The sequence below is a fragment of the Demequina mangrovi genome (assembly GCF_000759715.1).
GTDB lineage: Bacteria > Actinomycetota > Actinomycetes > Actinomycetales > Demequinaceae > Demequina > Demequina mangrovi.
Genome location: NZ_BBLU01000008.1, coordinates 141340 through 162598 on the forward strand (window position 1 = coordinate 141340; position 21259 = coordinate 162598).

Annotated in this window: 23 protein-coding genes; 12 read left to right on the top strand and 11 right to left on the bottom strand. The window is 72.4% G+C overall.

Annotated elements, in window-relative coordinates; all coding sequences use genetic code 11:
• The first annotated feature begins 33 nt into the window (after window positions 1-33).
• Window positions 34-1347, top strand: a complete 1314-nt coding sequence (locus TR42_RS09200; protein WP_042215143.1) for an NAD(P)/FAD-dependent oxidoreductase — start codon at window positions 34-36, stop codon at window positions 1345-1347.
• A gap of 96 nt (window positions 1348-1443) precedes the next feature.
• On the opposite strand, the gene TR42_RS09205 is transcribed toward TR42_RS09200, so the two are convergent.
• The 5 genes from TR42_RS09205 to hemE form a co-directional block, all read right to left on the bottom strand.
• Complete coding sequence (locus TR42_RS09205; RefSeq protein ID WP_042215145.1) at window positions 1444-1923, bottom strand: hypothetical protein; 480 nt, start codon at window positions 1921-1923, stop codon at window positions 1444-1446.
• Window positions 1924-2090: 167 nt separating this feature from the next.
• On the bottom strand, window positions 2091-3266 hold the full coding sequence (locus TR42_RS09210) for a ferrochelatase (RefSeq protein WP_042215146.1): 1176 nt from the start codon (window positions 3264-3266) through the stop codon (window positions 2091-2093).
• On the bottom strand, window positions 3263-3937 hold the full coding sequence (gene hemQ, locus TR42_RS09215) for a hydrogen peroxide-dependent heme synthase (RefSeq protein WP_081953288.1): 675 nt from the start codon (window positions 3935-3937) through the stop codon (window positions 3263-3265). Before hemQ ends, TR42_RS09210 begins: the two co-directional genes overlap by 4 nt.
• Window positions 3938-3985: 48 nt before the next feature.
• Window positions 3986-5266 carry a protoporphyrinogen/coproporphyrinogen oxidase gene (locus TR42_RS09220; protein ID WP_042215149.1) on the bottom strand — a complete coding sequence of 427 codons (1281 nt, stop codon included), beginning with the start codon at window positions 5264-5266 and terminating at the stop codon, window positions 3986-3988.
• The gene (gene hemE / locus TR42_RS09225) at window positions 5259-6359 is read right to left on the bottom strand and encodes a uroporphyrinogen decarboxylase (protein WP_236623413.1); all 1101 of its coding nucleotides are present in this window, start codon (window positions 6357-6359) and stop codon (window positions 5259-5261) included. The genes TR42_RS09220 and hemE overlap by 8 nt, the downstream gene beginning before the upstream one ends.
• Window positions 6360-6413: 54 nt before the next feature.
• Here hemE and TR42_RS09230 point away from each other — a divergent pair, with 54 nt between their 5' ends.
• The 6 genes from TR42_RS09230 to TR42_RS09255 all read left to right on the top strand — a co-directional run bounded on the left by TR42_RS09230 (window position 6414) and on the right by TR42_RS09255 (window position 12456).
• Entirely contained in the window at window positions 6414-7703 is a 1290-nt protein-coding gene (locus TR42_RS09230; protein ID WP_042215150.1) for a glutamyl-tRNA reductase, read from the top strand.
• Window positions 7704-7928: 225 nt separating this feature from the next.
• A complete protein-coding gene (locus TR42_RS09235; RefSeq protein ID WP_042215152.1) occupies window positions 7929-8924 on the top strand; it encodes a FecCD family ABC transporter permease in 996 nt (331 codons plus the stop codon).
• Entirely contained in the window at window positions 8921-9952 is a 1032-nt protein-coding gene (locus tag TR42_RS09240) for a FecCD family ABC transporter permease (RefSeq protein ID WP_042215154.1), read from the top strand. The genes TR42_RS09235 and TR42_RS09240 overlap by 4 nt, the downstream gene beginning before the upstream one ends.
• Window positions 9949-10743, top strand: coding sequence for an ABC transporter ATP-binding protein (locus tag TR42_RS09245; protein WP_042215156.1), 795 nt, complete (start codon window positions 9949-9951; stop codon window positions 10741-10743). Before TR42_RS09240 ends, TR42_RS09245 begins: the two co-directional genes overlap by 4 nt.
• Before the next feature lie 86 nt (window positions 10744-10829).
• Entirely contained in the window at window positions 10830-11942 is a 1113-nt protein-coding gene (locus tag TR42_RS09250) for an ABC transporter substrate-binding protein (RefSeq protein WP_042215158.1), read from the top strand.
• 109 nt (window positions 11943-12051) lie between these two features.
• Window positions 12052-12456 (top strand): nitroreductase family deazaflavin-dependent oxidoreductase, encoded by a 405-nt coding sequence (locus TR42_RS09255; protein WP_042215160.1) that lies wholly within the window; start codon window positions 12052-12054, stop codon window positions 12454-12456.
• 207 nt (window positions 12457-12663) lie between these two features.
• Here TR42_RS09255 and phoH2 read toward each other — a convergent pair whose 3' ends face one another.
• Window positions 12664-13920, bottom strand: coding sequence for an RNA 5'-3' helicase PhoH2 (gene phoH2, locus TR42_RS09260; protein WP_236623416.1), 1257 nt, complete (start codon window positions 13918-13920; stop codon window positions 12664-12666).
• Window positions 13921-14404: 484 nt separating this feature from the next.
• Window positions 14405-15169 carry an isoprenyl transferase gene (locus TR42_RS09265; RefSeq protein WP_042215234.1) on the bottom strand — a complete coding sequence of 255 codons (765 nt, stop codon included), beginning with the start codon at window positions 15167-15169 and terminating at the stop codon, window positions 14405-14407.
• Between the two features lie 76 nt (window positions 15170-15245).
• On the opposite strand from TR42_RS09265, the gene trhA reads away from it, so the two are divergent.
• The gene (trhA, locus tag TR42_RS09270; protein ID WP_042215163.1) at window positions 15246-15902 is read left to right on the top strand and encodes a PAQR family membrane homeostasis protein TrhA; all 657 of its coding nucleotides are present in this window, start codon (window positions 15246-15248) and stop codon (window positions 15900-15902) included.
• Here trhA and TR42_RS09275 read toward each other — a convergent pair.
• On the bottom strand, window positions 15834-16091 hold the full coding sequence (locus TR42_RS09275; protein ID WP_052405888.1) for a hypothetical protein: 258 nt from the start codon (window positions 16089-16091) through the stop codon (window positions 15834-15836). The two genes, trhA and TR42_RS09275, sit on opposite strands and share 69 nt — an antisense overlap.
• A 34-nt stretch (window positions 16092-16125) precedes the next feature.
• On the opposite strand from TR42_RS09275, the gene TR42_RS09280 reads away from it, so the two are divergent.
• Together TR42_RS09280 and greA are read left to right on the top strand one after the other, a co-directional pair.
• Complete coding sequence (locus TR42_RS09280) at window positions 16126-16515, top strand: DUF4307 domain-containing protein (RefSeq protein WP_052405889.1); 390 nt, start codon at window positions 16126-16128, stop codon at window positions 16513-16515.
• Window positions 16516-16624: 109 nt separating this feature from the next.
• Window positions 16625-17107, top strand: a complete 483-nt coding sequence (greA, locus tag TR42_RS09285) for a transcription elongation factor GreA (protein ID WP_042215168.1) — start codon at window positions 16625-16627, stop codon at window positions 17105-17107.
• Window positions 17108-17168: 61 nt separating this feature from the next.
• On the opposite strand, the gene rlmC is transcribed toward greA, so the two are convergent.
• Both rlmC and TR42_RS09295 read right to left on the bottom strand, forming a co-directional pair.
• Entirely contained in the window at window positions 17169-18326 is a 1158-nt protein-coding gene (rlmC, locus tag TR42_RS09290) for a 23S rRNA (uracil(747)-C(5))-methyltransferase RlmC (RefSeq protein WP_042215171.1), read from the bottom strand.
• 43 nt (window positions 18327-18369) lie between these two features.
• Window positions 18370-19626: an AI-2E family transporter gene (locus TR42_RS09295; RefSeq protein WP_042215174.1), complete on the bottom strand. Its 1257-nt coding sequence runs from the start codon at window positions 19624-19626 to the stop codon at window positions 18370-18372.
• Between the two features lie 94 nt (window positions 19627-19720).
• On the opposite strand from TR42_RS09295, the gene msrA reads away from it, so the two are divergent.
• On the top strand, window positions 19721-20365 hold the full coding sequence (msrA, locus tag TR42_RS09300) for a peptide-methionine (S)-S-oxide reductase MsrA (RefSeq protein WP_042215177.1): 645 nt from the start codon (window positions 19721-19723) through the stop codon (window positions 20363-20365).
• Between the two features lie 16 nt (window positions 20366-20381).
• Here msrA and TR42_RS09305 read toward each other — a convergent pair whose 3' ends face one another.
• Window positions 20382-20693 carry a winged helix-turn-helix transcriptional regulator gene (locus TR42_RS09305; RefSeq protein ID WP_042215178.1) on the bottom strand — a complete coding sequence of 104 codons (312 nt, stop codon included), beginning with the start codon at window positions 20691-20693 and terminating at the stop codon, window positions 20382-20384.
• Window positions 20694-20817: 124 nt separating this feature from the next.
• Between TR42_RS09305 and TR42_RS09310 the strand changes: the two genes are divergently transcribed.
• Window positions 20818-21243, top strand: a complete 426-nt coding sequence (locus tag TR42_RS09310) for a hypothetical protein (RefSeq protein WP_042215180.1) — start codon at window positions 20818-20820, stop codon at window positions 21241-21243.
• Window positions 21244-21259: the final 16 nt, after the last annotated feature.

Consider the following 21259-nt stretch of genomic DNA (forward strand, 5'->3'; position numbering starts at 1 on the left):
GCCCTCCCGGGTTCCCTCCCTGGAGGTGTCCCTATGTCACGCACCCGAATCGCCATCCTCGGCGGAGGCTACGTCGGCCTCTACACCGCCCTCACGCTCATGCGGAAGGCCAAGGACAAGGTCGACATCACGGTGATCGACCGCCGCCCGTACATGACCTATGCGCCGTTCCTGCCCGAGGTCGGCGCAGCGTCGATCGCCCCTCGCAACGCCGTGGTCCCGCTGCGCCGCGAGCTCGAGGGCGCGCGCATCCTCCAGGGCAAGATCGAGCGCATCGACCACGCGTCCCGCATCGTCGAGGCGACCACCGACCTCGGCGAGGTCATGGAGGTCGAGTACGACGAGGTGGTCGTCGCCCTCGGCGCAGTCTCGCGCACCCTGCCGATCCCGGGCCTCGCCGAGTTCGGCATCGGCTTCAAGTACGTCGAGGAGGCCATCGCGCTGCGCAACCGCGTGCTGGGCCGCATCGCCCGCGCGGCGACCACCGACGACACGGAGCTGCGCCGCAAGCTGCTCACGTTCGTCTTCGTGGGCGGCGGCTTCGCCGGCGTCGAAGCCTTCTCCGAGACCGAGGACATGGCGAAGGCGTCGCTGCGCTACTACCCCGAGCTCACCGCCGACGACTTCAACTTCGTCATGGTCGAGGCCGCGCCGCGCATCCTTCCCGAGATGGGCCCCGAGATGGGCGCGTACACGGTCGAGGAGCTCGAGCGCCGCGGCATGCGCGTGCTGCTCGAGACCCGCCTCGAGAGCTGCATCGACGGCGCCATCGCGCTCTCGAACGGCGAGCGCTTCGAGGCCGACACGGTCGTGTGGACCGCCGGCGTGAAGCCCTCCCCCGTCATCCAGTCCTCGGACCTCCCGCTGGGCCCGCGCGGCCACGTCAACACCGCGGCGACGCTGCAGGTCATCGGCGAGGACGGCCAGCCCATCGGCGGCGCGTGGGCCGCGGGCGACTGCGCCCAGGTCCCCAACCTCGTCGAGGGCGAGGGCGACTGGTGCGCCCCGTCCGCGCAGCACGCGGTGCGTCAGGCCAAGCACCTGGGCGCGAACATCGCGCGCTCGCTCGACGGTCGGCCGCTCGAGCAGTACAAGCACAAGCACCTGGGCGTCGTGGCGTCGCTGGGCCTGGGCAAGGGCGTCGCGACCACCATGGGCTTCAAGCTCCGCGGCTGGCCGGCGTGGCTCATGCACCGCACGTACCACCTGCTCGCGATCCCGACCTTCAACCGCAAGGCGCGCGTGGCTCTCGACTGGACCGCCGCGGCGTTCTTCCGCCGCGACCTCGTGTCGCTGGGTCGTCTCCACGACCCGCGTCGCGCCTTCGAGGAGGCCGCGCGCTCGTAGCGGCGTCCGCCACGCATGGCGAAGGGCCCCCGGGGATCACCCCGGGGGCCCTTCGCGTGTCCCGCTCCGGTCGTCCCGGATCCGGAAGGGCGGCTTCTAGGCCGCGGAGACCTCGCGGCACAGCTCCTCGACCAGGCAGGCGGCCTGCGCGTCGCGCGCGGCGGCGTCGAGGGCGTCGTCGTCGAGCTCCGAGGACAGCACCTGGACCACGCTCACGTCGAGCAGCAGGTCCTCGCGCACCACGGCGTGGGCCTCCTCGGGCCAGTCGCCGCGCTCCCGCAGGCAGGCCGCCGTCTCCTGAGCGCTCAGGCGCGTCGCGAAGAAGCGCATCCCGCCGCACGTGAGCAGGCCGCCCACGTAGCTCGCGCCGACGAAGTCGACGGTCTCGACGCGCGGCTCGTGGCCCTCGACCCATGCCGCGAGCAGCTCGCGGAAGCCGTCGACGCACATCGCGCCGTGCGGGTGCTCGCCGACCACGACGGACGCGCCGTGCGCGGTCCCGAGCCGCAGCTGCATGCGCGGGGCGGCCGCGGCGATCGCGGCGACGTCGGTGAGGACCTCTCGGGTCAGCGTCATGGCGCCTCCAGCGGGCGACGGTGGCGGCCGGCGGCCGCGCGTTGGCGCCACTGTAGACGGACGCACGCCATTAACGCAACATGCCTGTTGCGTTATCCATCCGCGGGACGCCCTGGACGCGCAGGAGGCCCCGCATCAGACGATGCGGGGCCTCCTGGGCGGAAGGGTCAGGCGTTCGCGATGGTCGCCTTCGCGGCGCGGCCGAGGCAGCAGTCCGTGGGGCACACGTCCTGCCACGGGCCGAGGTCGGTGAGCGCCTCGCGCTCGCGCGGGGTGTCCCCCGGCGTCGCGACGTGGCGCTCCTCGACCAGGTCGATCAGGCCGGCGACGTACTGGGGGTCGACGCCCACGGTGGGCACGCGCACCGGCACGATGCCGCGCTCCTCGCAGGTCTCGACGGCCTCGTTGTCGAGGTCCCAGGCGACCTCCATGTGGTCCGACACGAAGCCGATCGGCGAGATCACCAGGCCCTTGACCGCATCGTCCAGCTTCTCGATGGCGTCGTTGATGTCGGGCTCGAGCCACGGGATCTCAGGCGAGCCCGAGCGCGACTGGAACACGAGGCTCCACGGCACGTCGGGGAACTCGTCGGCGACCTTGTCCATGATGAGCGCCGCGACCGCGCGCTGCTGCTCGACGTACCAGCCGCCGCCGGCGTACCACTCGTTCTCGCCGCCGGTGGCGACGGGCTCGCCCGAGGGCAGCGCCTCGCGCGGACCCGACACGTCGGCCGCGGCCGTCGGGATCGAGTGCGTCGCGAACATCACGTGCGCGCCCTCGAGCAGGCCCTGCTCCTTGAGCGACGCGAGGCCGCCGCGGACGGCGTCGATGTTGGGGTTCACGAAGCCGGGGTGGTCGAAGTACTGGCGCACCTTGTCGAGCTCGAGCTCGCCCTCGAGGCCCGTCTCCGCGAGCGCGGTCGCGAGGTCCTCGCGGTACGCGCGGCAGCCGGAGTAGCTCGAGAAGGACGTGGTGACGAGCACGAGCACCTTGCGGTGGCCGTCGGCGTGCAGCTCCTTCAGCGCATCGGCGAAGTACGGCGCCCAGAAGCGGTTGCCCCAGTAGACCGGCAGACCCAGGCCGCGCTTGGCGATCTCCGCCTCGAGCGCGGCCTTGAGGTCGCGGTTCTGGTCGTTGATGGGGCTGATGCCGCCGAAGTGGCGGTAGTGGTGGGCGACCTCCTCGAGGCGCTCGTCGGGGATCCCGCGGCCACGGGTGACGTTGCGCAGGTACGGGATGACGTCGTCCTGACCCTCGGGACCGCCGAAGCCGGCGAGGAGGATCGCGTCGTACGTGGTGGCCGGCAGCGTGCGGGACGATGCGGCGAGCGGGGGAAGCGTCATGAGGCGAGGACCTCCACGGCCTCGGCGGTCGTCACGCGGCGACCGGTGTAGAACGGCAGCTCCTCGCGCACGTGGCGACGAGCCTCGGTGTAGCGGAGCTCGCGCATCATGTCGACGAGGTCCGTGACCTCGTCGGCCTCCATGGGGAGCAGCCACTCGTAGTCGCCGAGCGCGAAGGCGGCGACTGTGTTCGCGACGACGCCCTTGAAGGCGGCGCCCTTGATGCCGTGGTCGCGCAGCATCGCCGAGCGCTCCTCCTCGGGCAGGAGGTACCACTCGTACGAGCGCACGAACGGGTAGACGGTGAGCCAGTCGCGGGGGCGCTCGCCGCGCAGGAAGCCCGGGACATGACGCTTGTTGAACTCGGCGTCGCGGTGCACACCCGCGGCGGACCACGTGAGGGTGGTCTCGGCGAGCAGCTCGGTGGCGCGGAGCTCACGCAGCGCGAGCTGGAGGTTCTCCAGCACGGGGCCGTGCAGCCAGAGCATCACGGTGCCGTCGGCGCGCAGCCCGGACACGTCGTAGATGCCGCGCAGGGTGACGTCGTGGTCGGCCATCTCGGCGACGGCGGCGTCGAAGTGCTCGACCACCTCCGCGAGCTCCTCGTCGGGGGCGTGGAGCATGCCGTCGAGGACGGCGAACAGGGTGAAGCCTGAGGGGTTCTCGGTCATGCGCACCATCTTCCGATGGATTCGTCCCTGGTGCGAAATCGCTAGGACCTAGGTCCTGGGCGCCTCGGCCCCCACGATCGCCGCCAGCCCGGACAGCCCGGCCGCGGAGCCGACCAGTTCCACCCCAGGCAGCGGCCGCCGGTCGGGGACCGCGGCGGGCGAGGCGTCCGGCCACTCGACCAGGGCGGTCTCGCGCACGCGGGACTCGGGCACGTCCGTGCCGAGCAGGCGGTTGGCGTCCGCGAGCGCGTGCGCGAGCAGGTCCTCGTCGGGGTCCGTCACCGCATAGGACAGCCGCACCACGTGGCGCCCCCCCGCCGCGTCGCGAAGCCAGGACCACTTCGCGGTAGCGTGCGTGAGCGCCTTGGCGCGGGTGACGCCGCCGATCGCGAGCACCCCGGTGCCGCGCGGCGCCGCGTCGAGCTCGGGCGCGTCGAGGACCAGCGTCGCGAGCGCCACGCGGCGCTCGGCGGGGGCGTCCGGCAGCGCGGGCACCAGCCTGCGCGCCTCGGGCCGCGGCACGGCGAGCACGAGGGTGTCCGCGACGAGCGTCCCGCCGCCGGCGCGCACGTGCCAGGCGCCGTCACGATGCTCGGCGGTCTCCGCGGCGGTCCGCACCACCAGCCGCGCACCGGCCTCGCGGGCGGCGTCCGCGAGCGCCGCGGTGATCCTCCAGATCCCGCCGCGGAGCCCCAGCACCGCGGAGCCCGCGGGGGCCAGCCGGCGCCGGCGCTCGGCGAGCGCGAGCAGGCTGCCCGCCTCGCGCAGCTGCTGCGGAAGCGTGGGGTCGATCGCCGCGAGCGGCAGCTCGTCGAGGGGACGCGAGTACACGCCCTGGAGCACGGGGGCGACGAGCATGTCGGCGACCCGCTCGCCGAGGCGCGAGCGCACGAGCGACCCGACCGTCGCATCGTCCGGCACGTCCCCCAGCGGTCGGGAGCGCTCGAGGGCGGCCTCGGCTGCGGCGCCCCAGCCGATGATGCGGCGCACCTCATGGTGCAGCGGCCGCGTGGGGATGCCGAGCCAGCCCGTCGTCGGCAGCGCGTAGGAGCGCTCGGGCGACACCACCCACGCCGGCGCGCGCGTGGGCGCGACAAGGTCTGCGCCGAGCCCGAGCTCGCGCACCAGCGCCTCGACGTGCGGGGTGCGCGTCGCGAAGGACTCGGCTCCCGCGTCGAGCGTCATCCCCGAGACGCTGATCGGGCTGACGCGACCGCCCCAGCCCGGGCCCGCCTCGAGGACGGTCACCACCGCGCCGCGGCGGGCGTGGCGACGGGCCGCGAGCAGGCCCGCGACCCCCCCGCCGACGACGAGGACGCGTTCAGCCACGCGCGTGGACCAGGTCGACGATGCGCTGGAGCATGTCGGGGTCCGTCTCCGGGGGCACGCCGTGGCCGAGGTTGACCACATGGCCGGGCGCCTCGGCGCCGCGGGCGAGCACGTCGAGCACATGCGCCTCGAGGACCTCCACGGGGGCGGTCAGGCGCGCGGGATCGATGTTGCCCTGCAGCGGGAGGTCCCCGCCGAGGATGCGCGAGGCCTCGTCGAGCGGCAGGCGATAGTCGACGCCCATCGCGGTCGCGCCCGCGTCGGCCATGGGACGCAGCAGGTGCGAGCCGTGCGCGGCGAAGTGGATGCGCGGCACGGGGAGGTCCGCGACCGCGGAGAGCGCCGCCGCGGAGCCCGGCTGGCAGTGCGCGACGTAGTCGGCGGGGGCGAGCGAGCCGGCCCACGAGTCGAAGAGCTGCACGGCCGAGGCGCCGGCGAGCACCTGCGCGCGCAGGAACAGGCCCGCGGCGGCCGACGTCCACGCGGTGAGCGCGTCCCAGACGTCCGGCGCCTCGATCATGAGGCGGCGCGCGCCGAGGTGGTCGCGCGACGGGCGTCCCTCGACCATGTAAGCGGCGAGCGTGAAGGGTGCGCCGGCGAAGCCGATGAGCGGCGTGGAGCCGAGCTGCGCGACGGTGAGGCGCACCGCCTCGCGGATCGCGTCGAGCCCCGCGTCGAACGTGCCGCGGTCGCCGGGCTCGCCCAGCGCGGGCAGCGCCTCGACGTCCGCCATGGTCCGGATCGGGCGGTCGAAGACCGGGCCCACGCCCGGGGCGATCTCCACCCCGACGCCCGCCACCTTCATCGGCACCACGATGTCGGAGAAGAAGATGCCCGCGTCGACCCCGTAACGGCGCACCGGCTGGAGCGTGATCTCGGCCGCGAGCGCGGGGTCGAGGCACGACTCGAGCATCGTGGTGCCCTTACGGGCCTCGAGGTACTCCGGCAGCGAGCGGCCGGCCTGGCGCATGAACCACACGGGACGATGCGCGGGGTTCTCGCCGCGCAGCGCGGCGAGCAGCGGGGCGTCGGCGACGGCGCCGGTGCGGAGCGGGTGGGTCTCGGGGAGCTGCATGAGCGAGGGGCCGGACATGTTCACGATTCTGCCTTGTCACGGTCCCGTGTCAGAATTGAGGCCGTGTCTTTCATGTCCCTCGTCGCCTCGCACCGCAATCGTGAGCTCGCCGTGCTCGAGCAGCTCCAGGTGGGCGCCGACACGCTCGCGGCCGAGCTGGTCGCGGGCGGCGGCGCGGTCGCCGGAGCCGTGGTCCTCCCCACGTGCAACCGCTTCGAGGTGTACGTCGAGACCGAGGACCCCGAGGCCGCGCGCGACGCGGTGATCGACGCGATCACCCGTGCGAGCGCACTCGACCGCGAGACCGTCGCCCAGGCGCTCGTGCCCTACGAGGACGACGACGCCATCCAGCACCTCCTCTCCGTGACCTCCGGCCTCGAGTCGATGGTGGTCGGCGAGCGCGAGATCAGCGGGCAGGTGCGCCGCGCCCACCTCGAGGCGCAGAAGCGTCACGAGATCAGCCCGCGGCTCGACCGCCTGTTCCAGTCCGCGCTGCGCACCTCGCGCGTGGTCGCCGCCTCGACCGGCCTCGGCACGTCGGGGCGCTCGGTCGTGTCCGTCGCGCTCGACCTCGCCGATGCGACGGTCGACTGGCACGGCGCGCGCGTGCTGCTCATCGGCACCGGCGCCCTGGCCGAGACCGCCGTGGGCACGCTGCACGGTCGCGGCGCCCAGGTCGACGGCGTCTTCTCCCCCTCGGGCCGCGCGGACGAGTTCGCGCTGCGCCACCGCATCGACGCGATCGACCTCGACGGGCTCGAGCTCGCGATCCGCGAGGCCGACGTGGTGTTCGCCTGCTCGGGCGGCGAGTCCGTGGTCGTCACCCCGGCGCTCGTCGCCTCGGCGCGCCAGGGCCTCGACGCCCCCCTCACGCTCATCGACCTCGCGCTGCACCGCGACATCGCCCCCGGCGTCGGCGAGCTCCGCGGCGTCACCGTCATCGGCCTCGACGACGTCGGCGCCTCCGCCCCCGGCGAGTCCGTGGGAGCGATCGAGGCCGCCCGGTCCATCGTCGCGCACGCCGTCGCCCGCTTCGGGGACGGGGAGACCGCCCGCTCGCTCGACCCCGCCGTCGTCGCGCTGCGCGAGCACGTTTTCGGGCTGCTCGAGCGCGAGGTCGCGAGGATCCGTCCCGCCGCGGGCGCGCCGCAGGAGGCGGTCGACCGGGCCGACGAGACCGAGGCCGCGCTGCGCCGCTTCGCGAAGACCCTGCTGCACACCCCGACCGTCCGGGCGCGCGAGCACGCGCAGGCCGGCGAGGCCACGCAGTACCTCGAGGCGATCCGCGCCCTCTACGGCATCGACGTCGCGGTCCCCGACGACGCGTGCCCCGTGACGGAGATCGACTCCTCGCACGGCTGAGCCCCTCGACGATTCCCAATGACACATGTGCCCCGTGGGGCGCATGAGGACGCCGGTGCCCTCGCATCGTGCCCGCCCGCCCCAGGCGTCACTCGTGTCATTGGGAATCGCAGGTGAGGCGTCATTTAGGGAACCCGCGCGTTTCCTAATCTCCCTCGCATGCGTTAGGTTAGGCGGGCCTTACCGTGCGCCCGTGCGCGCGCCACCCCCAGCCTGAGGAGAACGATGCGGACGCGTGCCCTCGTCGCGATCGGCGCCGTCGCGGCGCTGCTCGTCGCGGTCGCGCTCTCGCTCGCGATCGGCTCCCGCGCGATCGACCTCGGGACCGTGTGGCAGGCCCTCACGGACCTCGACCCCACCGACCCCGAGCAGCTCATCGTGAGCGACCTGCGCGTCTCGCGCACCGTGATCGGGATCCTCGCGGGCGCCGCGCTCGCCGTCGCCGGCGCGCTCATGCAGGCGCTCACGCGCAACCCCTTCGCGGACCCGGGCCTGCTCGGCATCAACGCCGGCGCGTCGCTCGCGGTGGTGATCGCGCTCAGCACCGGCGTCGCGACCGGCTACGCGGCGCAGGTGCCGCTCGCCTTCGTGGGCGCGGGCGTCGCCGCGCTCATCGTCTACGCGATCGGCGCGCGCGGGGCCGCGGCGGGAGCGCCCGTCCGCCTCGCGCTCGCCGGCGTCGCCTTCACCGCGCTCGTCTCGTCGATCACGTACGCGATCCTGCTCCTCAACAACGAGACGATGGAGCAGTACCGGCTGTGGGTCACGGGCTCGCTCACGGGCCGCCAGAACTACGACGTCACGGCCCTTGCGTGGATCGTCCTCATCGCGATCGCGGCGGGCCTGCTCGCCTCGCGCCAGCTCCAGGCGATCGCGCTGGGCGAGGACGCCGCCCGCGCCCTCGGCGTCAGGATCGGCGCCGTCCGCACCGTCATCATCGTCATCGTCACCCTGCTGGCAGGCGCCGCGACCGCCGCCGCGGGACCCATCGTCTTCGTCGGCCTCGCGGTGCCGCACCTCGCGCGCGCGCTCGTCGGCGCGTCGCTCCCCTGGCTGCTCGTGGTGAGCGCGTTCGGCGGCGCCGCCCTGGTGCTCGTGTGCGACGTCATCGGCCGCGTGGTCGCGCCTCCCGGCGAGATCGGCGTCGGCATCACGACCGCCTTCATCGGCGGCCTCATCTTCGCGCTCATGGCACGCCGCATGAAGGTGGTGGAGCTGTGAGGATCCTCCGCATCGGCCCCCTGGGCATCACCACCCACCGCCGCACGTTCGCGGTCGGCCTCGCGATGGCGGCCGCGCTCGCCGCGCTCCTCGTCTTCGCGCTCGCGCAGGGCCAGGCGAACATCACGGTGCTCGACTCTCTCAAGGCCGCCGTCGGCATCCCCGTCGGCGCCCCCGCCGACTTCATCGTGGGTCAGGTCCGCGCCCCGCGCGCCCTCACCGCTGTCGTCATCGGCGCGATGCTCGGCCTGTCGGGCGCGATCCTCCAGTCGCTCACGCGGAACCCGCTCGCGTCGCCCGACTTCATCGGCATCTCCGCGGGCGCGGGCACGGGGGCCGTCCTCACCCTGTGGCTCGTGGGCGCGAGCTCGCTGTGGGTCACCGCCGCGGGAGCCGTGGTCGGCGCCCTCGTGACCGCGGGGCTGATCCTCGCGCTGTCGTGGCGCCGTGGCATCGTGCCGCTGCGGCTCATCCTCGCGGGCATCGGCATGGGCTTCGTCGCGCAGGCCGCGACGCAGTACGTGCTCACGCGCATGGAGATGCACGAGGCCGGCAACGCCCTCGGGTGGCTGGTCGGATCGGTCACCGGCCGCACCTGGACGCACGTCACGGTCGCGGCGCTCGCGCTGGGCGTCCTCGCGCCCGTGGTCCTGTGGCACGCCCGCGCGCTGCGCACCATGGAGATGGGGGACGATGCGGCGCGCGCGCTCGGGATCCACGTCGGTCGCTCGCGCACGGTGCTCGCGCTGTGCTCGGTGCTGCTCGCGGCGGCCGCCGTCGCCGTCACCGGCCCCATCGGCTTCATCGCGCTGGTGGCGCCCGCGATCGCGCTGCGGCTCACCCGCAACGCCGGCGTCACGCTGATCCCATCGGCGCTCATGGGCGCCCTGCTCCTGCTCGCGGCCGACCAGGTCGCGCAGCTCATGCCCACCACCGTCCAGCTTCCCGTCGGCATCTTCACCGCCGCCGTGGGCGCCCCGTACCTCCTGTGGCTCGTGTGGCGCGCATCCCGAGGAGGTCCCGCATGACCAGGCTCCAGACCCAGGGCGCCGTGATCGGCTACGGCGGCACGCCCATCGTCCACGGCGTCGACGTCGAGGTGCCGGACGGCCGCATCACCGCGGTCGTGGGCCCGAACGGCTGCGGCAAGTCCACGCTCCTGCGGGCGCTCGTGCGCCTGCTCCCGGTGTCCGAGGGCGCCGTGCTGCTCGACGGCGAGGACATCCACAAGGTCCCGACGAGGGAAGTCGCACGCCGCGTGGGCCTGCTCCCGCAGTCGCCGATCGCACCCGCCGGCATCACCGTCAAGGAGCTCGTCGCGCGCGGGCGCACCCCGCACCAGAAGGTGCTGCGTCCGTGGAGCGCCGCGGACGAGATGGCGGTGACGTCCGCGCTGCACTCGACGCAGCTCACGAGCATCCAGGACGCCGTGGTCGACGAGCTGTCCGGCGGCCAGCGCCAGCGCGCCTGGATCGCGATGACCCTCGCGCAGGACACGCCGCTCATGATCCTCGACGAGCCGACCACCTACCTCGACATCGCGCACCAGTACGACGTGATGGACCTGCTCCACCACCTCAACACGCGCCAGGAGCGCACCATCGTCATGGTGGTCCACGACCTTCACCAGGCGGCCCGCTACGCACACCACGTCATCGCGATGCGCGACGGCGTGGTGGCCGCCGCCGGCTCGCCGTCCGAGGTGTTCACCGAGGAGCTCATCCGCGAGGTCTTCGCGCTCGAGGCCCGCGTGCTCACCGACCCCGTCACCGGCACCCCCATGGTGGTGCCGGCCCACGGACCGGGAGGCGCCCGATGAGCGCCCGCCCCGCACAGACGTCCCACCCGGCCCCGCGTCCCGCGGCGGCCACCCTCCCCAGCACTGATCCCCACGAAAGGACCAGCATGTTCACCACCACCACGAAGCGCCGCGCCGGCGCCCTCGGCCTCGCGGCCGCCGCGACGCTCGCGCTCGCGGCGTGCTCCTCGGGCACCACCGAGACCGAGGCCACCGCCGGCTCGTCCGCGGAGCCCACCGCGGCTGCCGCCGCCGGCGAGGGCGCCTCGGCGTTCCCCGTGACCCTCGACACCGTCATGGGCGAGGTCACCGTCGAGTCCGAGCCGCAGCGCGTCGTCACGCTCGGCTCGCACGAGCACGAGTACCTCTACGCGCTCGGCGTCGCGCCGGTCGCGGTGCCCGAGTCGTGGCAGGGCTACGCCAACGGCACCGGCCCGTGGGCCGAGGAGGACCGTCTCGCGGCCGGCGCCGAGCCCGAGACCTTCACCCCGGGCACCGAGGTGTACGACGCCGAGCTCATCGCGTCGTTCGAGCCCGACCTCATCGTCGCCACGTACCCCAACCACACGATGACCCAGGAGGAGTACGACCTCCTCTCCGGCATCGCGCCCGTGGTGACCCGCACCGCGACCGACGCCGAGGGCAACGAGACCGCCGAGTGGAACGTCTCCCTCGCCGACGAGCTCACCCTCCTCGCCGAGGCGACCGGCACCACCGACGAGGCCGAGGCGATCATCGCCGAGATCGACGCCGCCTTCGCCGAGGTCCGCGACGCGCACCCCGAGTGGGAGGGCAAGACCTCGCAGGTCGGCGGGTTCTACGCGGGCCAGGCCTTCGTCTACAGCGCGAACGACACCCGCAACCAGTTCCTCGCGAACGTGGGCCTCGACGTCGCGTCGATCGAGGGCACCTCCGAGGCCTGGATGCAGATCAGCGCCGAGCAGCTCGACATCCTCGGCGACCTCGACTCGATCGTGTGGCAGGTGGCGACCACGCCCGAGGCCCGCGACGAGCTCCAGTCGCTGTCGCTGTTCGACTCGCTGAACATCTCCGAGGTCGGCGGCAGCATCTGGCTGTCCGACCCGATCCTCGAGGGCGCGTTCTTCGCGAACTCCCCCTCGTCGGTCACGTACTCGATCGAGGCCTTCGTGCCGATGCTCGAGGCCGCGCTCGACGGCGATGCCTCCACCGAGGTCGTGGAGTTCTCCTCGGAGAGCTGATCCCCGACCCCGGAGCCCCCGTCGCCCTCGTGGCGGCGGGGGCTCCGTCGCGTCCGGGGAATGCCAGGCCGATGCCGCGGTTGTCCCCTGAGGGTGGAAGGAGGCCACGATGGCCGACGACTGGAACCAGCGGGTGATCGACTCGTTCCGCGCGCACGAGGGCTACGTCGAGGGATTCGGACGCAGGCTGGTGCTCCTGCACCATCGCGGGGCCCGGTCGGGGACGATGCGGATCTCCCCGGTGATGACCTTCGCCGCGGACGACGGGGGCTGGCTCGTCGCGGCCTCCAAGGGCGGCGCCCCCGAGAACCCCGCGTGGTTCCACAATCTCAAGGCGCACCCGGACATCGTCATCGAGGTCCCGGGCGAGGGCGAGGTCGCCGTCCACGTCGAGGAGCTCACGGGAGAGGCGCGCGACGCCGCGTGGGCCCGCTTCGCCGCGCACCAGGGCTTCGCGAGCTATCAGGAGCGCACCGCGCGGACCATCCCGGTGCTCCACCTCACCCGGCGCTGAGCCGCGGGCCCACCCGGCGTCCGGCCGACCCGCGTGTCGGGCCGCGACGCGATCGGTCCGACATGCGTGCGCGCACCGACACGCATGTCGGAACATCGCGGGATGGATCCGATGTCCGGCGCCGGGGCGGGGCGGAGCCCCCGGAACGTGGACGGTGGACGATGCTCACGCATCGTCCACCGTCCACGTTCTCGGTTGCGGGTCGGGTCAGAGGTCGAGCCGCTCCAGCATGTCGGTCACCAGCGCCGCCACCGCGGAGCGCTCGGAGCGCTCGAGCGTGACGTGCGCGAACAGCGGGTGGCCCTTGAGCGCCTCGATCACCGCGGCGATGCCGTCGTGGCGGCCGACGCGCAGGTTGTCGCGCTGAGCGACGTCGTGCGTGAGGACCACGCGCGAGTCCTGGCCGATGCGGCTGAGCATGGTGAGGAGCACGTTGCGCTCGAGCGACTGCGCCTCGTCGACGATCACGAAGGCGTCGTGGAGCGAGCGCCCTCGGATGTGCGTGAGGGGCAGCACCTCGAGCATGCCGCGCGCCATGACCTCCTCGACCACCTCGGAGCTCACCATCGCGCCGAGCGTGTCGAAGACCGCCTGGGCCCACGGGTTCATCTTCTCGCCCGCATCGCCGGGCAGGTAGCCGAGGTCCTGGCCGCCGACCGCGTAGAGCGGACGGAACACCATGATCTTCTTGTGCTGACGGCGCTCCATGACCGCCTCGAGGCCCGCGCAGAGCGCGAGGGCGCTCTTGCCGGTGCCGGCGCGGCCGCCCATGGAGACGATGCCCACGGAGTCGTCGAGCAGCAGGTCGATCGCGATGCGCTGCTCCGCGGAGCGGCCGTGGACGCCGAAGACCTCCTGATCGCCGCGGACCAGGCGGACCGAGCCGTCCTCGGTCACGCGCCCGAGGGCGGACCCGCGGGCGCCGTGGATCACCAGGCCGGTGTGGACCGGAAGAGAGGCGAGGTCCTCGCCGCACAGCGCCGCGTCGGGCGCGGGAAGCGACTCGTGCTCCCACAGCGACGCCATCTGCTCGTCGGCGATCTGGATCTCGCGCATGCCGGTCCAGCCGGACTCGACCGCGAGCTCGGCGCGGTACTCCTCCGCCTCGATGCCCAGCGCCGAGGCCTTGACGCGCATCGGCAGGTCCTTCGACACCACGACCACCGACTCGCCCTCGGCGGCGAGGTTGGCGGCCACCGCGAGGATGCGGGTGTCGTTGTCGCCCAGACGGAAGCCGGACGGGAGGACCTCCTGGTCGGTGTGGTTGAGCTCGACGCGCAGGGTGCCGCCGACCTCGTTCACCTCGACGGGCTCGTCGAGCTTGCCGTGCAGGACACGGAGGTCGTCGAGCGTGCGCAGCGCGGACCGCGCGAAGTAGCCGAGCTCCGGGTGATGCCGTTTCGCCTCGAGCTCCGTGATGACGACCACGGGCAGGACCACCGCGTGCTCCGCGAAGCGCCTCATGGCTCGCGGATCGGAGAGGAGGACCGACGTGTCCAGCACGAACGTGCGGACCTCCGTCGACTCGGCGCTCTCGTGGGCGGTGGCGGGGACGGAGCTAGGCAAGGCGGTCAACAGGGCTCCCAGCGTTAGGGCCGCAGGGCGCCGATCGCCCTGACGGCGATTGGTTACGTCCGCATCTCTTGGATGTGACGGTGTTGTGCTACCACGCTCACGACGCTACGCCTGTTCCCGGCGTTCTCGGGAGACACGCCGCCGAAAGTTCACACAGATGTAACTCGCTCCCCGCGCTCGGGCGTGTCCGATTCGAGAGTTCGCATGGGTCTGCCAGCACGAAGATTCCAGCACCGCCTGACCGCCCTCCACACGTCCGACACCGCGCCGCGCCGGACCGTCGGCGTGTCCTGCGCGACACGCCGATAAGGGCGTCGCGCGCACGCATCGGCGTGTGGAGGGCGGCCCCGGCCAGCGGCCCAGCCAGCCTCGGTCAGCGGCCGAGACGGCGCTCGCGCTGCGAGAAGTCGCGCAGCGCGCGGAGGAAGTCGATGCGCCGGAAGTCGGGCCAGTACGCCTCGCAGAAGTAGAACTCCGAGTGCGCGCTCTGCCACAGGAGGAAGCCGCCCAGGCGCTGCTCGCCGGACGTGCGGATCACCAGATCGGGATCCGGCTGACCCTTGGTGTAGAGGTGGTCGGCGATGTGCTCGACGGAGAAGCTCTCCGCGACCTCCTCGAGGGAGTGGCCGGCCTCGACACCGGCCTTGAGGAAGCTCCGCACGGCCTCCGCGATCTCGTGACGCCCGCCGTAGCCGACCGCGACGTTGACGTGGAGCCCCTCCGCCCCGGCGGAGCGCTCGACGGCGGCGGAGAGCCGCGCCGCCGTCGCCGGAGGCAGCAGCGACGCGTCGCCCACGTGGCGGAGGCGCCAGCGGCCGTCGTCAGCGAGCCGCTCGACGGCGGTCGCGATGATCTCGAGCAGCGGCGCGAGCTCCTGCGGGTCGCGCGCGAGGTTGTCGGTCGACAGCATCCACAGCGTCACCACCTCGACGCCCGCGTCCTGCGACCACTCGAGCACCTCGGTGATCTTGTCGGCGCCGCGCTGGTGTCCGTGCGAGGCCGATGCGCCGGACTGGCGCGCCCATCGGCGGTTGCCGTCGAGGATCACGCCGATGTGGCGCGGCGACGCGCCGGTGCGCTTGAGCTCGCGCGCCAGGCGCTTCTCATACGTCCCGTACAGGAGCGCGCTCAGGCCCATCGACATCCGTTCTCGATCACCGGCAGAGAGTGGGTCAACCGTACCCCGGCCCTCTAACCTACGGTAGCGTAGGGTCATGGTCGAGAACCTCCCCGTCCCTGGTAAGCCGCTCATGCGCGGCTGGCTCCACCTGGGGGCCGCGCCGCTCGCTCTCGTCGCAGGGCTGATCCTCACCGCGATCGCGCCGACGCTGGCCGGACGCATCTCCTTCGCCATCTTCACGTTGACCGCGGTGATGCTGTTCGGGACGTCGGCGATCTACCACCGCGGCGACTGGGGACCGCGCACCGCGGGCGTCCTGCGGCGCATGGACCACGCGAACATCTTCCTCATCATCGCGGGCACCTACACCCCGCTCACGGTGCTGCTCCTCGAGCCGCCGACGAGCGTGTGGGTGCTCGGCGTGGTGTGGGGCGGCGCGCTGCTCGGGCTGCTGTTCCGCGTGCTCTGGCTGGGCGCGCCGCGCTGGATGTACGTGCCCATCTACATCGCGCTCGGCTGGGTCGCGATCGGCTTCATCAAGCCGTTCTACGAGGCGGGCGGGATGGCGGTGGTCGTCCTCATCATCGTCGGCGGCCTCTGCTACACCGTGGGCGCCATCATCTACGGCACCAAGTGGCCTCGCGGATCCCAGCGGTACTTCGGGTTCCACGAGATCTTCCACTCACTGACGATCGCCGGGTTCGCCTGTCACTTCGTCGCCGCCTCGCTCGCCGCCTTCAGCGTCGCCTGAGCCGGGCTCGGGGCCCTCGGCCTCGCCCGTGACGGCCGCATCGGCCTCTCGCGCCTCGCGCGCGTCCTTGGCACGCACCTTGCGCAGGTGCTTGCTGAGCGATCGGAACAGCAGGACGCCTGCGGCGACCAGCGCGAACGTGACGACGAACGCGAGGAAGCCCGGGCCGCCGGTGAAGTCGGAGTCCATGTCCACCTTTCTGACCGGACTATCCTGCCTCATCATGAGCACCCCTGAGCCCGACGAGGGCACCGGCGCCGTGCCGCGCCTCAGCCCCCGCACGTGGGCGCTGGTGATCGCGGGCATCGTCGCCCTGGTCGGCGTCACCGCCTGGTACGCGTTCGTCGCGTCCCACGAGGCCGTCCGCTGGAAGGACGTCGGCTTCTCCGTGGTCTCCCCCACCGAGATCACGGTGACGTACGACGTCTACCTCTACGACGACGTCGACGCCGACTGCACGCTCCGCGCGCTCAACACCCGTTTCACCGAGGTGGGCGTTGCCACGCAGCGCGTCTCGCTCGAGGACGGCCGCCAGCAGCGCCTCGAGGCGACCCTCACGACCACCGAGGAGGCCACCACGGCGCAGGTCAACTACTGCGTCCCGGTGGACTGACGGAGGGACGATGCGCGGCGCCATGCTGTGGCGCGCGCCACCCGGGCTTGGGCCTCCTTGCAGGGGCTTGGTAAGGTGGCTCACCTTGTCACACGAGGAGGCAACCACCGTGACCGAGACCACCGGAACCTGGCTCACCCAGGAGGCGTTCGACCGCCTCCAGGCGGAGTACGACCACCTGGTGAACGTCAAGCGCGCCGAGATCGTCAAGGAGATCGACGAGCGTCGCCAGGAGGGCGACCTCAAGGAGAACGGCGGCTACCACGCCGCGCGCGACGAGCAGGCGAAGATGGAGGCCCGCATCGAGGAGCTCCGTCACAAGCTCACGAACGCGCACGTCGGCGAGGTCGAGTTCTCCGGCGTGATCGCGGCGGGCACCGTCGTGAGCGCCGAGGTGATGGGCCGCGCGATGAAGTTCCTCGTCGGCTCCCGCGAGATCGCCGACGGCACCGACCTCGACGTCTTCAGCCCCGAGTCGCCGCTGGGCGCCGCGCTCATCGGCTGCAAGGCCGGCGACGAGACGTCCTACGTCGCCCCCAACGGCAAGGAGATCGCCGTCACGGTGGTCGCCGCCGAGCAGTTCAACGGCTGACGCCGCACCGATTCACGCGAAAGGCCCCCGGGAGATCCCGGGGGCCTTTCGCGTGCACGCGTCAGATGCGCTCGAGCAGGACCACCGCCTCGTAGTGCGCGGTGTGGGGGAACATGTCGAGCAGCCGCCCCCGGACGGGACGCAGCGACGGCATGGCGGCCAGGTCCTTCGCCAGCGTGACGGCGTTGCAGGACGAGTAGACGACCGTGCCGACGCCCGAGGACTCGAGCCAGCCGGCCAGCTCCGCCCCGATCCCGCGCCGGGGCGGGTTGACGATGACCGCGTCCGGCACCAGCTCCTGCTCGCGCGCCCACACCGTCGCATCCGCCGCGACGAACAGCGCCTCGTCCGCGCCGGGGCGGCCCGCGCGGACCAGCTCCTCGGCGCTGGTCCGCGCGCTCTCGATCGCCTGCTCGCTGACCTCGACGCCGACCACGGCGCGATCCTCGGCCAGGCAGTGCAGCGCGAAGCCGCCCACGCCGCAGTAGAGGTCCCAGACCACGGCGGGCGCGGCATCGTCCACCCAGCCGGCGACCTGCGCGTAGAGCTCGCGCGCGATCGCGGTGTTGGTCTGGAAGAAGCTCTGCGGGCGCAGGTGGAGGACCACGTCGCCCATGCCCATCGCGAGCGAGCCGCGCTCCGTGAGCACGATCTCCCTCTCCCCCTCGAGCACCGCCTTGTGCTCGGGCAGCACGTTCACCGAGAGCACCGCGAGCGACGGGAGCCGCTCGAGCAGCCAGGGCAGGTGCTTCTCGATCCGCGCGAGCGCCTCGGTCGAGCGCATCACCAGCCGGACCATGAGGGCGCCGTCAGGGGCGAGCGTGACGATGAGGTGCTTGAGCTCGCCGCGACGGCCGGGGACGTCGTAGGGCTCGAGCCGTGCGACGTGGACGAACTCGGCGAGCACGGGGAACGCTGCGGCGAGCGGCGCCGGGTACAGCGGGCAGTCGCGCAGGTCGACGCCCCGTCCCTGCGCGTCGAGGATGCCGACGGTGGGGGCGTCCATCGTGCCGCCGACCACCATCTTGGCCTTGGTGCGGAAGCCCTGCTCGGCGCTCAGCATCGGCGCGAGCCAGCCGATGCCGGCGGCGCGCTCGCCGATCGCCTCGGCGAGCAGCGACTCGAGCGCCGCCTGCTTGTCGGCGACCTGCCGCTCGTGCGGGACGGGGATGAGGGTGCACGAGCGGCACCGTTCCGAGTCGTAGTAGGCGCACTGCACGGTGCAAGTCTAGGAGCGGCACGCTCCCGGACGCGGCGGGACGTCAGGCCCGCGGGTCGTCCTCGTCGTCCTCGTGGGATCCCTCGGGGTGGCGGCGGCGCACGCGGATCTCGCCGGTCTTGGCGATGACCTCGCGAGCCTTCTTGAGCGCCTCTCGCGGATGCTCGGTGAGCACCGCCCCGGTGTCCGGCGGCGCCTCGGGCTCGGCCGTCATCTGCGCATGGAGCGAGCGCCCGAACGCGTAGACGAAGGAGACGATCGGCACCGCGATCACCGCGCCGATGAGGCCCAGCAGCAGGGTGCCGATCGACACCGTGAGCAGGATGACCAGCGGGTGCAGCGAAGCCGCCTTGCCGAACAGCCACGGGTAGAGCACGTTGCCCTCGATCTGCTGCACCAGCAGCACGATCGCGAGCATCCACAGCGCCGTGGGCCAGCCGCCGTCGAACAGCGCGACGAGGACCGCGATCGCACCCGACAGCGTCGCGCCGAAGAGCGGGATGAACGAGAGCAGGAACACGAAGATGGCGATCGGGAACGCGAGCGGGAGGCCCAGCACCCACGCGCCCGTGCCGATGCCGACCGCGTCGATGAACGCGACGAACACGCTCGTCTCGGTGTACCGACGGAGCGTCAGCCACGCGGTCATGCCCGCGTTGTCGACGCGGTCGCCGCGGCTCTTCGGCACCAGCCGCACGAAGAACAGCCAGAGGCGGCGACCGTCCTTCATGAAGAAGAACAGCGAGAACAGGGCGACGATCGAGCCGGCGAAGAGCGAGCCGATGGTGCCGGTGACGGAGAACGCGCCGGTCGCGACGCCCCACGCGTTGTCCTGGACCGTCTTGGTGACGTTGCCGAGCATGTCGTCGATCTGCTCGCGGGACAGGTGGATGGGGCCGTCGACCAGCCAGTCGAGGAACTGGTCGAAGCCCTTGACCGCGGCCTCCTGGAGGTCGCCGAAGCCCGCGACGATCGAGCTGCCCGCCGCGACCGCGAGCCCGAGCACCACGGTGACGAGCGCAAGGATCGCGAGCGCTGCGCCGAGCGCTCGGGGGACGCCCCACTTGTGGAGGCGTGCCACCGCCTGCTCGAGCGGCGCCGCGATGAGCATCGCGATCGCGAGCGGGAGGAGGATCGAGGCGAAGTTGGTGAAGCCCGCGAACATCACGTACGCGATGATGCCGACGATGATGAGCCGCCACGACCACGCGGCGGTGATGCGCAGCCACAGCGGCACGTACTCCGCAGCGATGTCGCCCGGCGGGCTCTCGTGCTCCGCGGGGCCGGGCTGATCTGCCATGCTTCGGAGCCTAGTCGTCGCCGCCACGCGCGCCGGGGACGCGAGGAACACGGCGAGGCGCATCGACGTTCGTCTCAGGGGAAGGGAGCAACGGATGCTCGGAATCGACAAGACCGTCATGGTGAACGCGGACAAGGCCCTCACCGGCCGCGACGCCGAGATGCAGATCGCGGAGCGCCACGTGGTGCTCGGCACGTCCCTCAAGGGCCCCTGGCCCGAGGGCTCGGAGGTGCTCTACGTGGGCATGGGCTGCTTCTGGGGAGCGGAGCGCATCTTCTGGCAGCTGCCCGGGGTGCACGTCACCGCCGTCGGCTACATGGGCGGCTGGACGCGCAACCCCAACTACCAGGAGACGTGCACGTCCCTCACGGGTCACACGGAGACCGTGCAGGTGGTCTACGACCCCGCCGCCGTCGACCTCGCCACGCTGCTCGCGGCGTTCTGGGAGAACCACGACCCGACCACGCCGAACCGCCAGGGCGGCGACATCGGCACGCAGTACCGCAGCGCGATCTTCGCGACCACGGACGCGCAGCTCGCGGCGGCGGAGGCCTCGCGCGAGCGCTACCAGGCGCGCCTCACGGAGCAGGGCTACGGCGCCATCACCACGCAGATCGCGCGTGCGGACGAGGCCGGCGACGGCACGTTCTACTACGCCGAGGACTACCACCAGGGCTACCTGCACAAGAACCCCGACGGCTACTGCAACCACGGGTTCTGCCAGGTCAGCTTCGCGTAGCGCCTGCCGCGACGCCTCAGACGGGCTCGGGATGCGCCTCGCCCCACGCGCGCAGCGCGTGCATCACCGGCTCGAAGGCGCGCCCGTCCGGTGTGAGGCTGTACTCGACGCGGGGCGGCACCTCCGGGTAGACCTCCCGGGAGACGATGCCCGCGGACTCGAGCGCGCGCAGGCGGTCGGTGAGGGTCTTGGGGCTCGCCCCGGGCAGCTCCCTGAGGATCTCCCCGAAGCGGCGCGTGCCGCCGAACAGCTCGCGCAGGATCAGCACGGTCCACTTGCCGTCGAGCACGCCGACCGCGCGCGCGATCGGGCATCCGGGGTCGCCCATGGCGTCCTCACTTCATTTCAGGTCACTACTTTCACTTATAGTGCCTACTTCACAAGATGAAGTCCAGACCTCACAGTGGCAGGTGTCGCGGCTCCGCGGCATCCCCGCCAACGGAAGGTCTCTCATGCGTCTCCGTCTTCTCCGCCTCACGCTCGCCGTCGTCATCGCGTTCCAGCTGTTCTTCGCGGTGGCGCTGCTCGTCTCCCCCGCCGGCTTCGCCGCCGCGCTCGGACTGCCCGCGGCGCCCGGGTGGACGGCGTTCCTCTTCGCGCTGTTCAGCGCCCGTGCCCTGGGCTTCGCCTACGGCCTCGGCCTCGCCATGCGCGAGCCTCACCGTCACCGCTCGTGGATCACCGCGATGATCGGCGTGCAGGCCGTCGACTGGATCGCGGCGATGGCGACGGTCGCCAGCGGCGTGGTCGCGCTGTCGCAGGTCGCGACCGCGTCCTTCATGCCGCTCGTGTTCATCGCAGGGATGCTCGCGTTCTACCCGCGCGGCGCCGCGACCGACCCGGTCCCCGCCGCATCGTCCCTCGCGCGCACGGCCTGAGCCGCGACCCGCGCAT

What these genes read in the sequence shown, in the direction of transcription:
- TR42_RS09265 (WP_042215234.1), bottom strand. Translation starts at nt 15,169, where the DNA reads ATGGGCCTGAGCGCGCTCCTGTACGGGACGTATGAGAAGCGCCTGGCG.
- hemQ (WP_081953288.1), bottom strand. Translation starts at nt 3,937, where the DNA reads ATGACCGAGAACCCCTCAGGCTTCACCCTGTTCGCCGTCCTCGACGGC.
- TR42_RS09295 (WP_042215174.1), bottom strand. Translation starts at nt 19,626, where the DNA reads ATGGCAGATCAGCCCGGCCCCGCGGAGCACGAGAGCCCGCCGGGCGAC.
- TR42_RS09200 (WP_042215143.1), top strand. Translation starts at nt 34, where the DNA reads ATGTCACGCACCCGAATCGCCATCCTCGGCGGAGGCTACGTCGGCCTC.
- TR42_RS09250 (WP_042215158.1), top strand. Translation starts at nt 10,830, where the DNA reads ATGTTCACCACCACCACGAAGCGCCGCGCCGGCGCCCTCGGCCTCGCG.
- TR42_RS09305 (WP_042215178.1), bottom strand. Translation starts at nt 20,693, where the DNA reads ATGGGCGACCCCGGATGCCCGATCGCGCGCGCGGTCGGCGTGCTCGAC.
- hemE (WP_236623413.1), bottom strand. Translation starts at nt 6,359, where the DNA reads ATGTCCGGCCCCTCGCTCATGCAGCTCCCCGAGACCCACCCGCTCCGC.
- TR42_RS09280 (WP_052405889.1), top strand. Translation starts at nt 16,126, where the DNA reads ATGAGCACCCCTGAGCCCGACGAGGGCACCGGCGCCGTGCCGCGCCTC.
- TR42_RS09235 (WP_042215152.1), top strand. Translation starts at nt 7,929, where the DNA reads ATGCGGACGCGTGCCCTCGTCGCGATCGGCGCCGTCGCGGCGCTGCTC.
- trhA (WP_042215163.1), top strand. Translation starts at nt 15,246, where the DNA reads ATGGTCGAGAACCTCCCCGTCCCTGGTAAGCCGCTCATGCGCGGCTGG.
- TR42_RS09255 (WP_042215160.1), top strand. Translation starts at nt 12,052, where the DNA reads ATGGCCGACGACTGGAACCAGCGGGTGATCGACTCGTTCCGCGCGCAC.
- phoH2 (WP_236623416.1), bottom strand. Translation starts at nt 13,920, where the DNA reads ATGAGGCGCTTCGCGGAGCACGCGGTGGTCCTGCCCGTGGTCGTCATC.
- TR42_RS09230 (WP_042215150.1), top strand. Translation starts at nt 6,414, where the DNA reads ATGTCCCTCGTCGCCTCGCACCGCAATCGTGAGCTCGCCGTGCTCGAG.
- TR42_RS09210 (WP_042215146.1), bottom strand. Translation starts at nt 3,266, where the DNA reads ATGACGCTTCCCCCGCTCGCCGCATCGTCCCGCACGCTGCCGGCCACC.
- TR42_RS09205 (WP_042215145.1), bottom strand. Translation starts at nt 1,923, where the DNA reads ATGACGCTGACCCGAGAGGTCCTCACCGACGTCGCCGCGATCGCCGCG.
- TR42_RS09245 (WP_042215156.1), top strand. Translation starts at nt 9,949, where the DNA reads ATGACCAGGCTCCAGACCCAGGGCGCCGTGATCGGCTACGGCGGCACG.
- msrA (WP_042215177.1), top strand. Translation starts at nt 19,721, where the DNA reads ATGCTCGGAATCGACAAGACCGTCATGGTGAACGCGGACAAGGCCCTC.
- TR42_RS09310 (WP_042215180.1), top strand. Translation starts at nt 20,818, where the DNA reads ATGCGTCTCCGTCTTCTCCGCCTCACGCTCGCCGTCGTCATCGCGTTC.
- TR42_RS09275 (WP_052405888.1), bottom strand. Translation starts at nt 16,091, where the DNA reads ATGGACTCCGACTTCACCGGCGGCCCGGGCTTCCTCGCGTTCGTCGTC.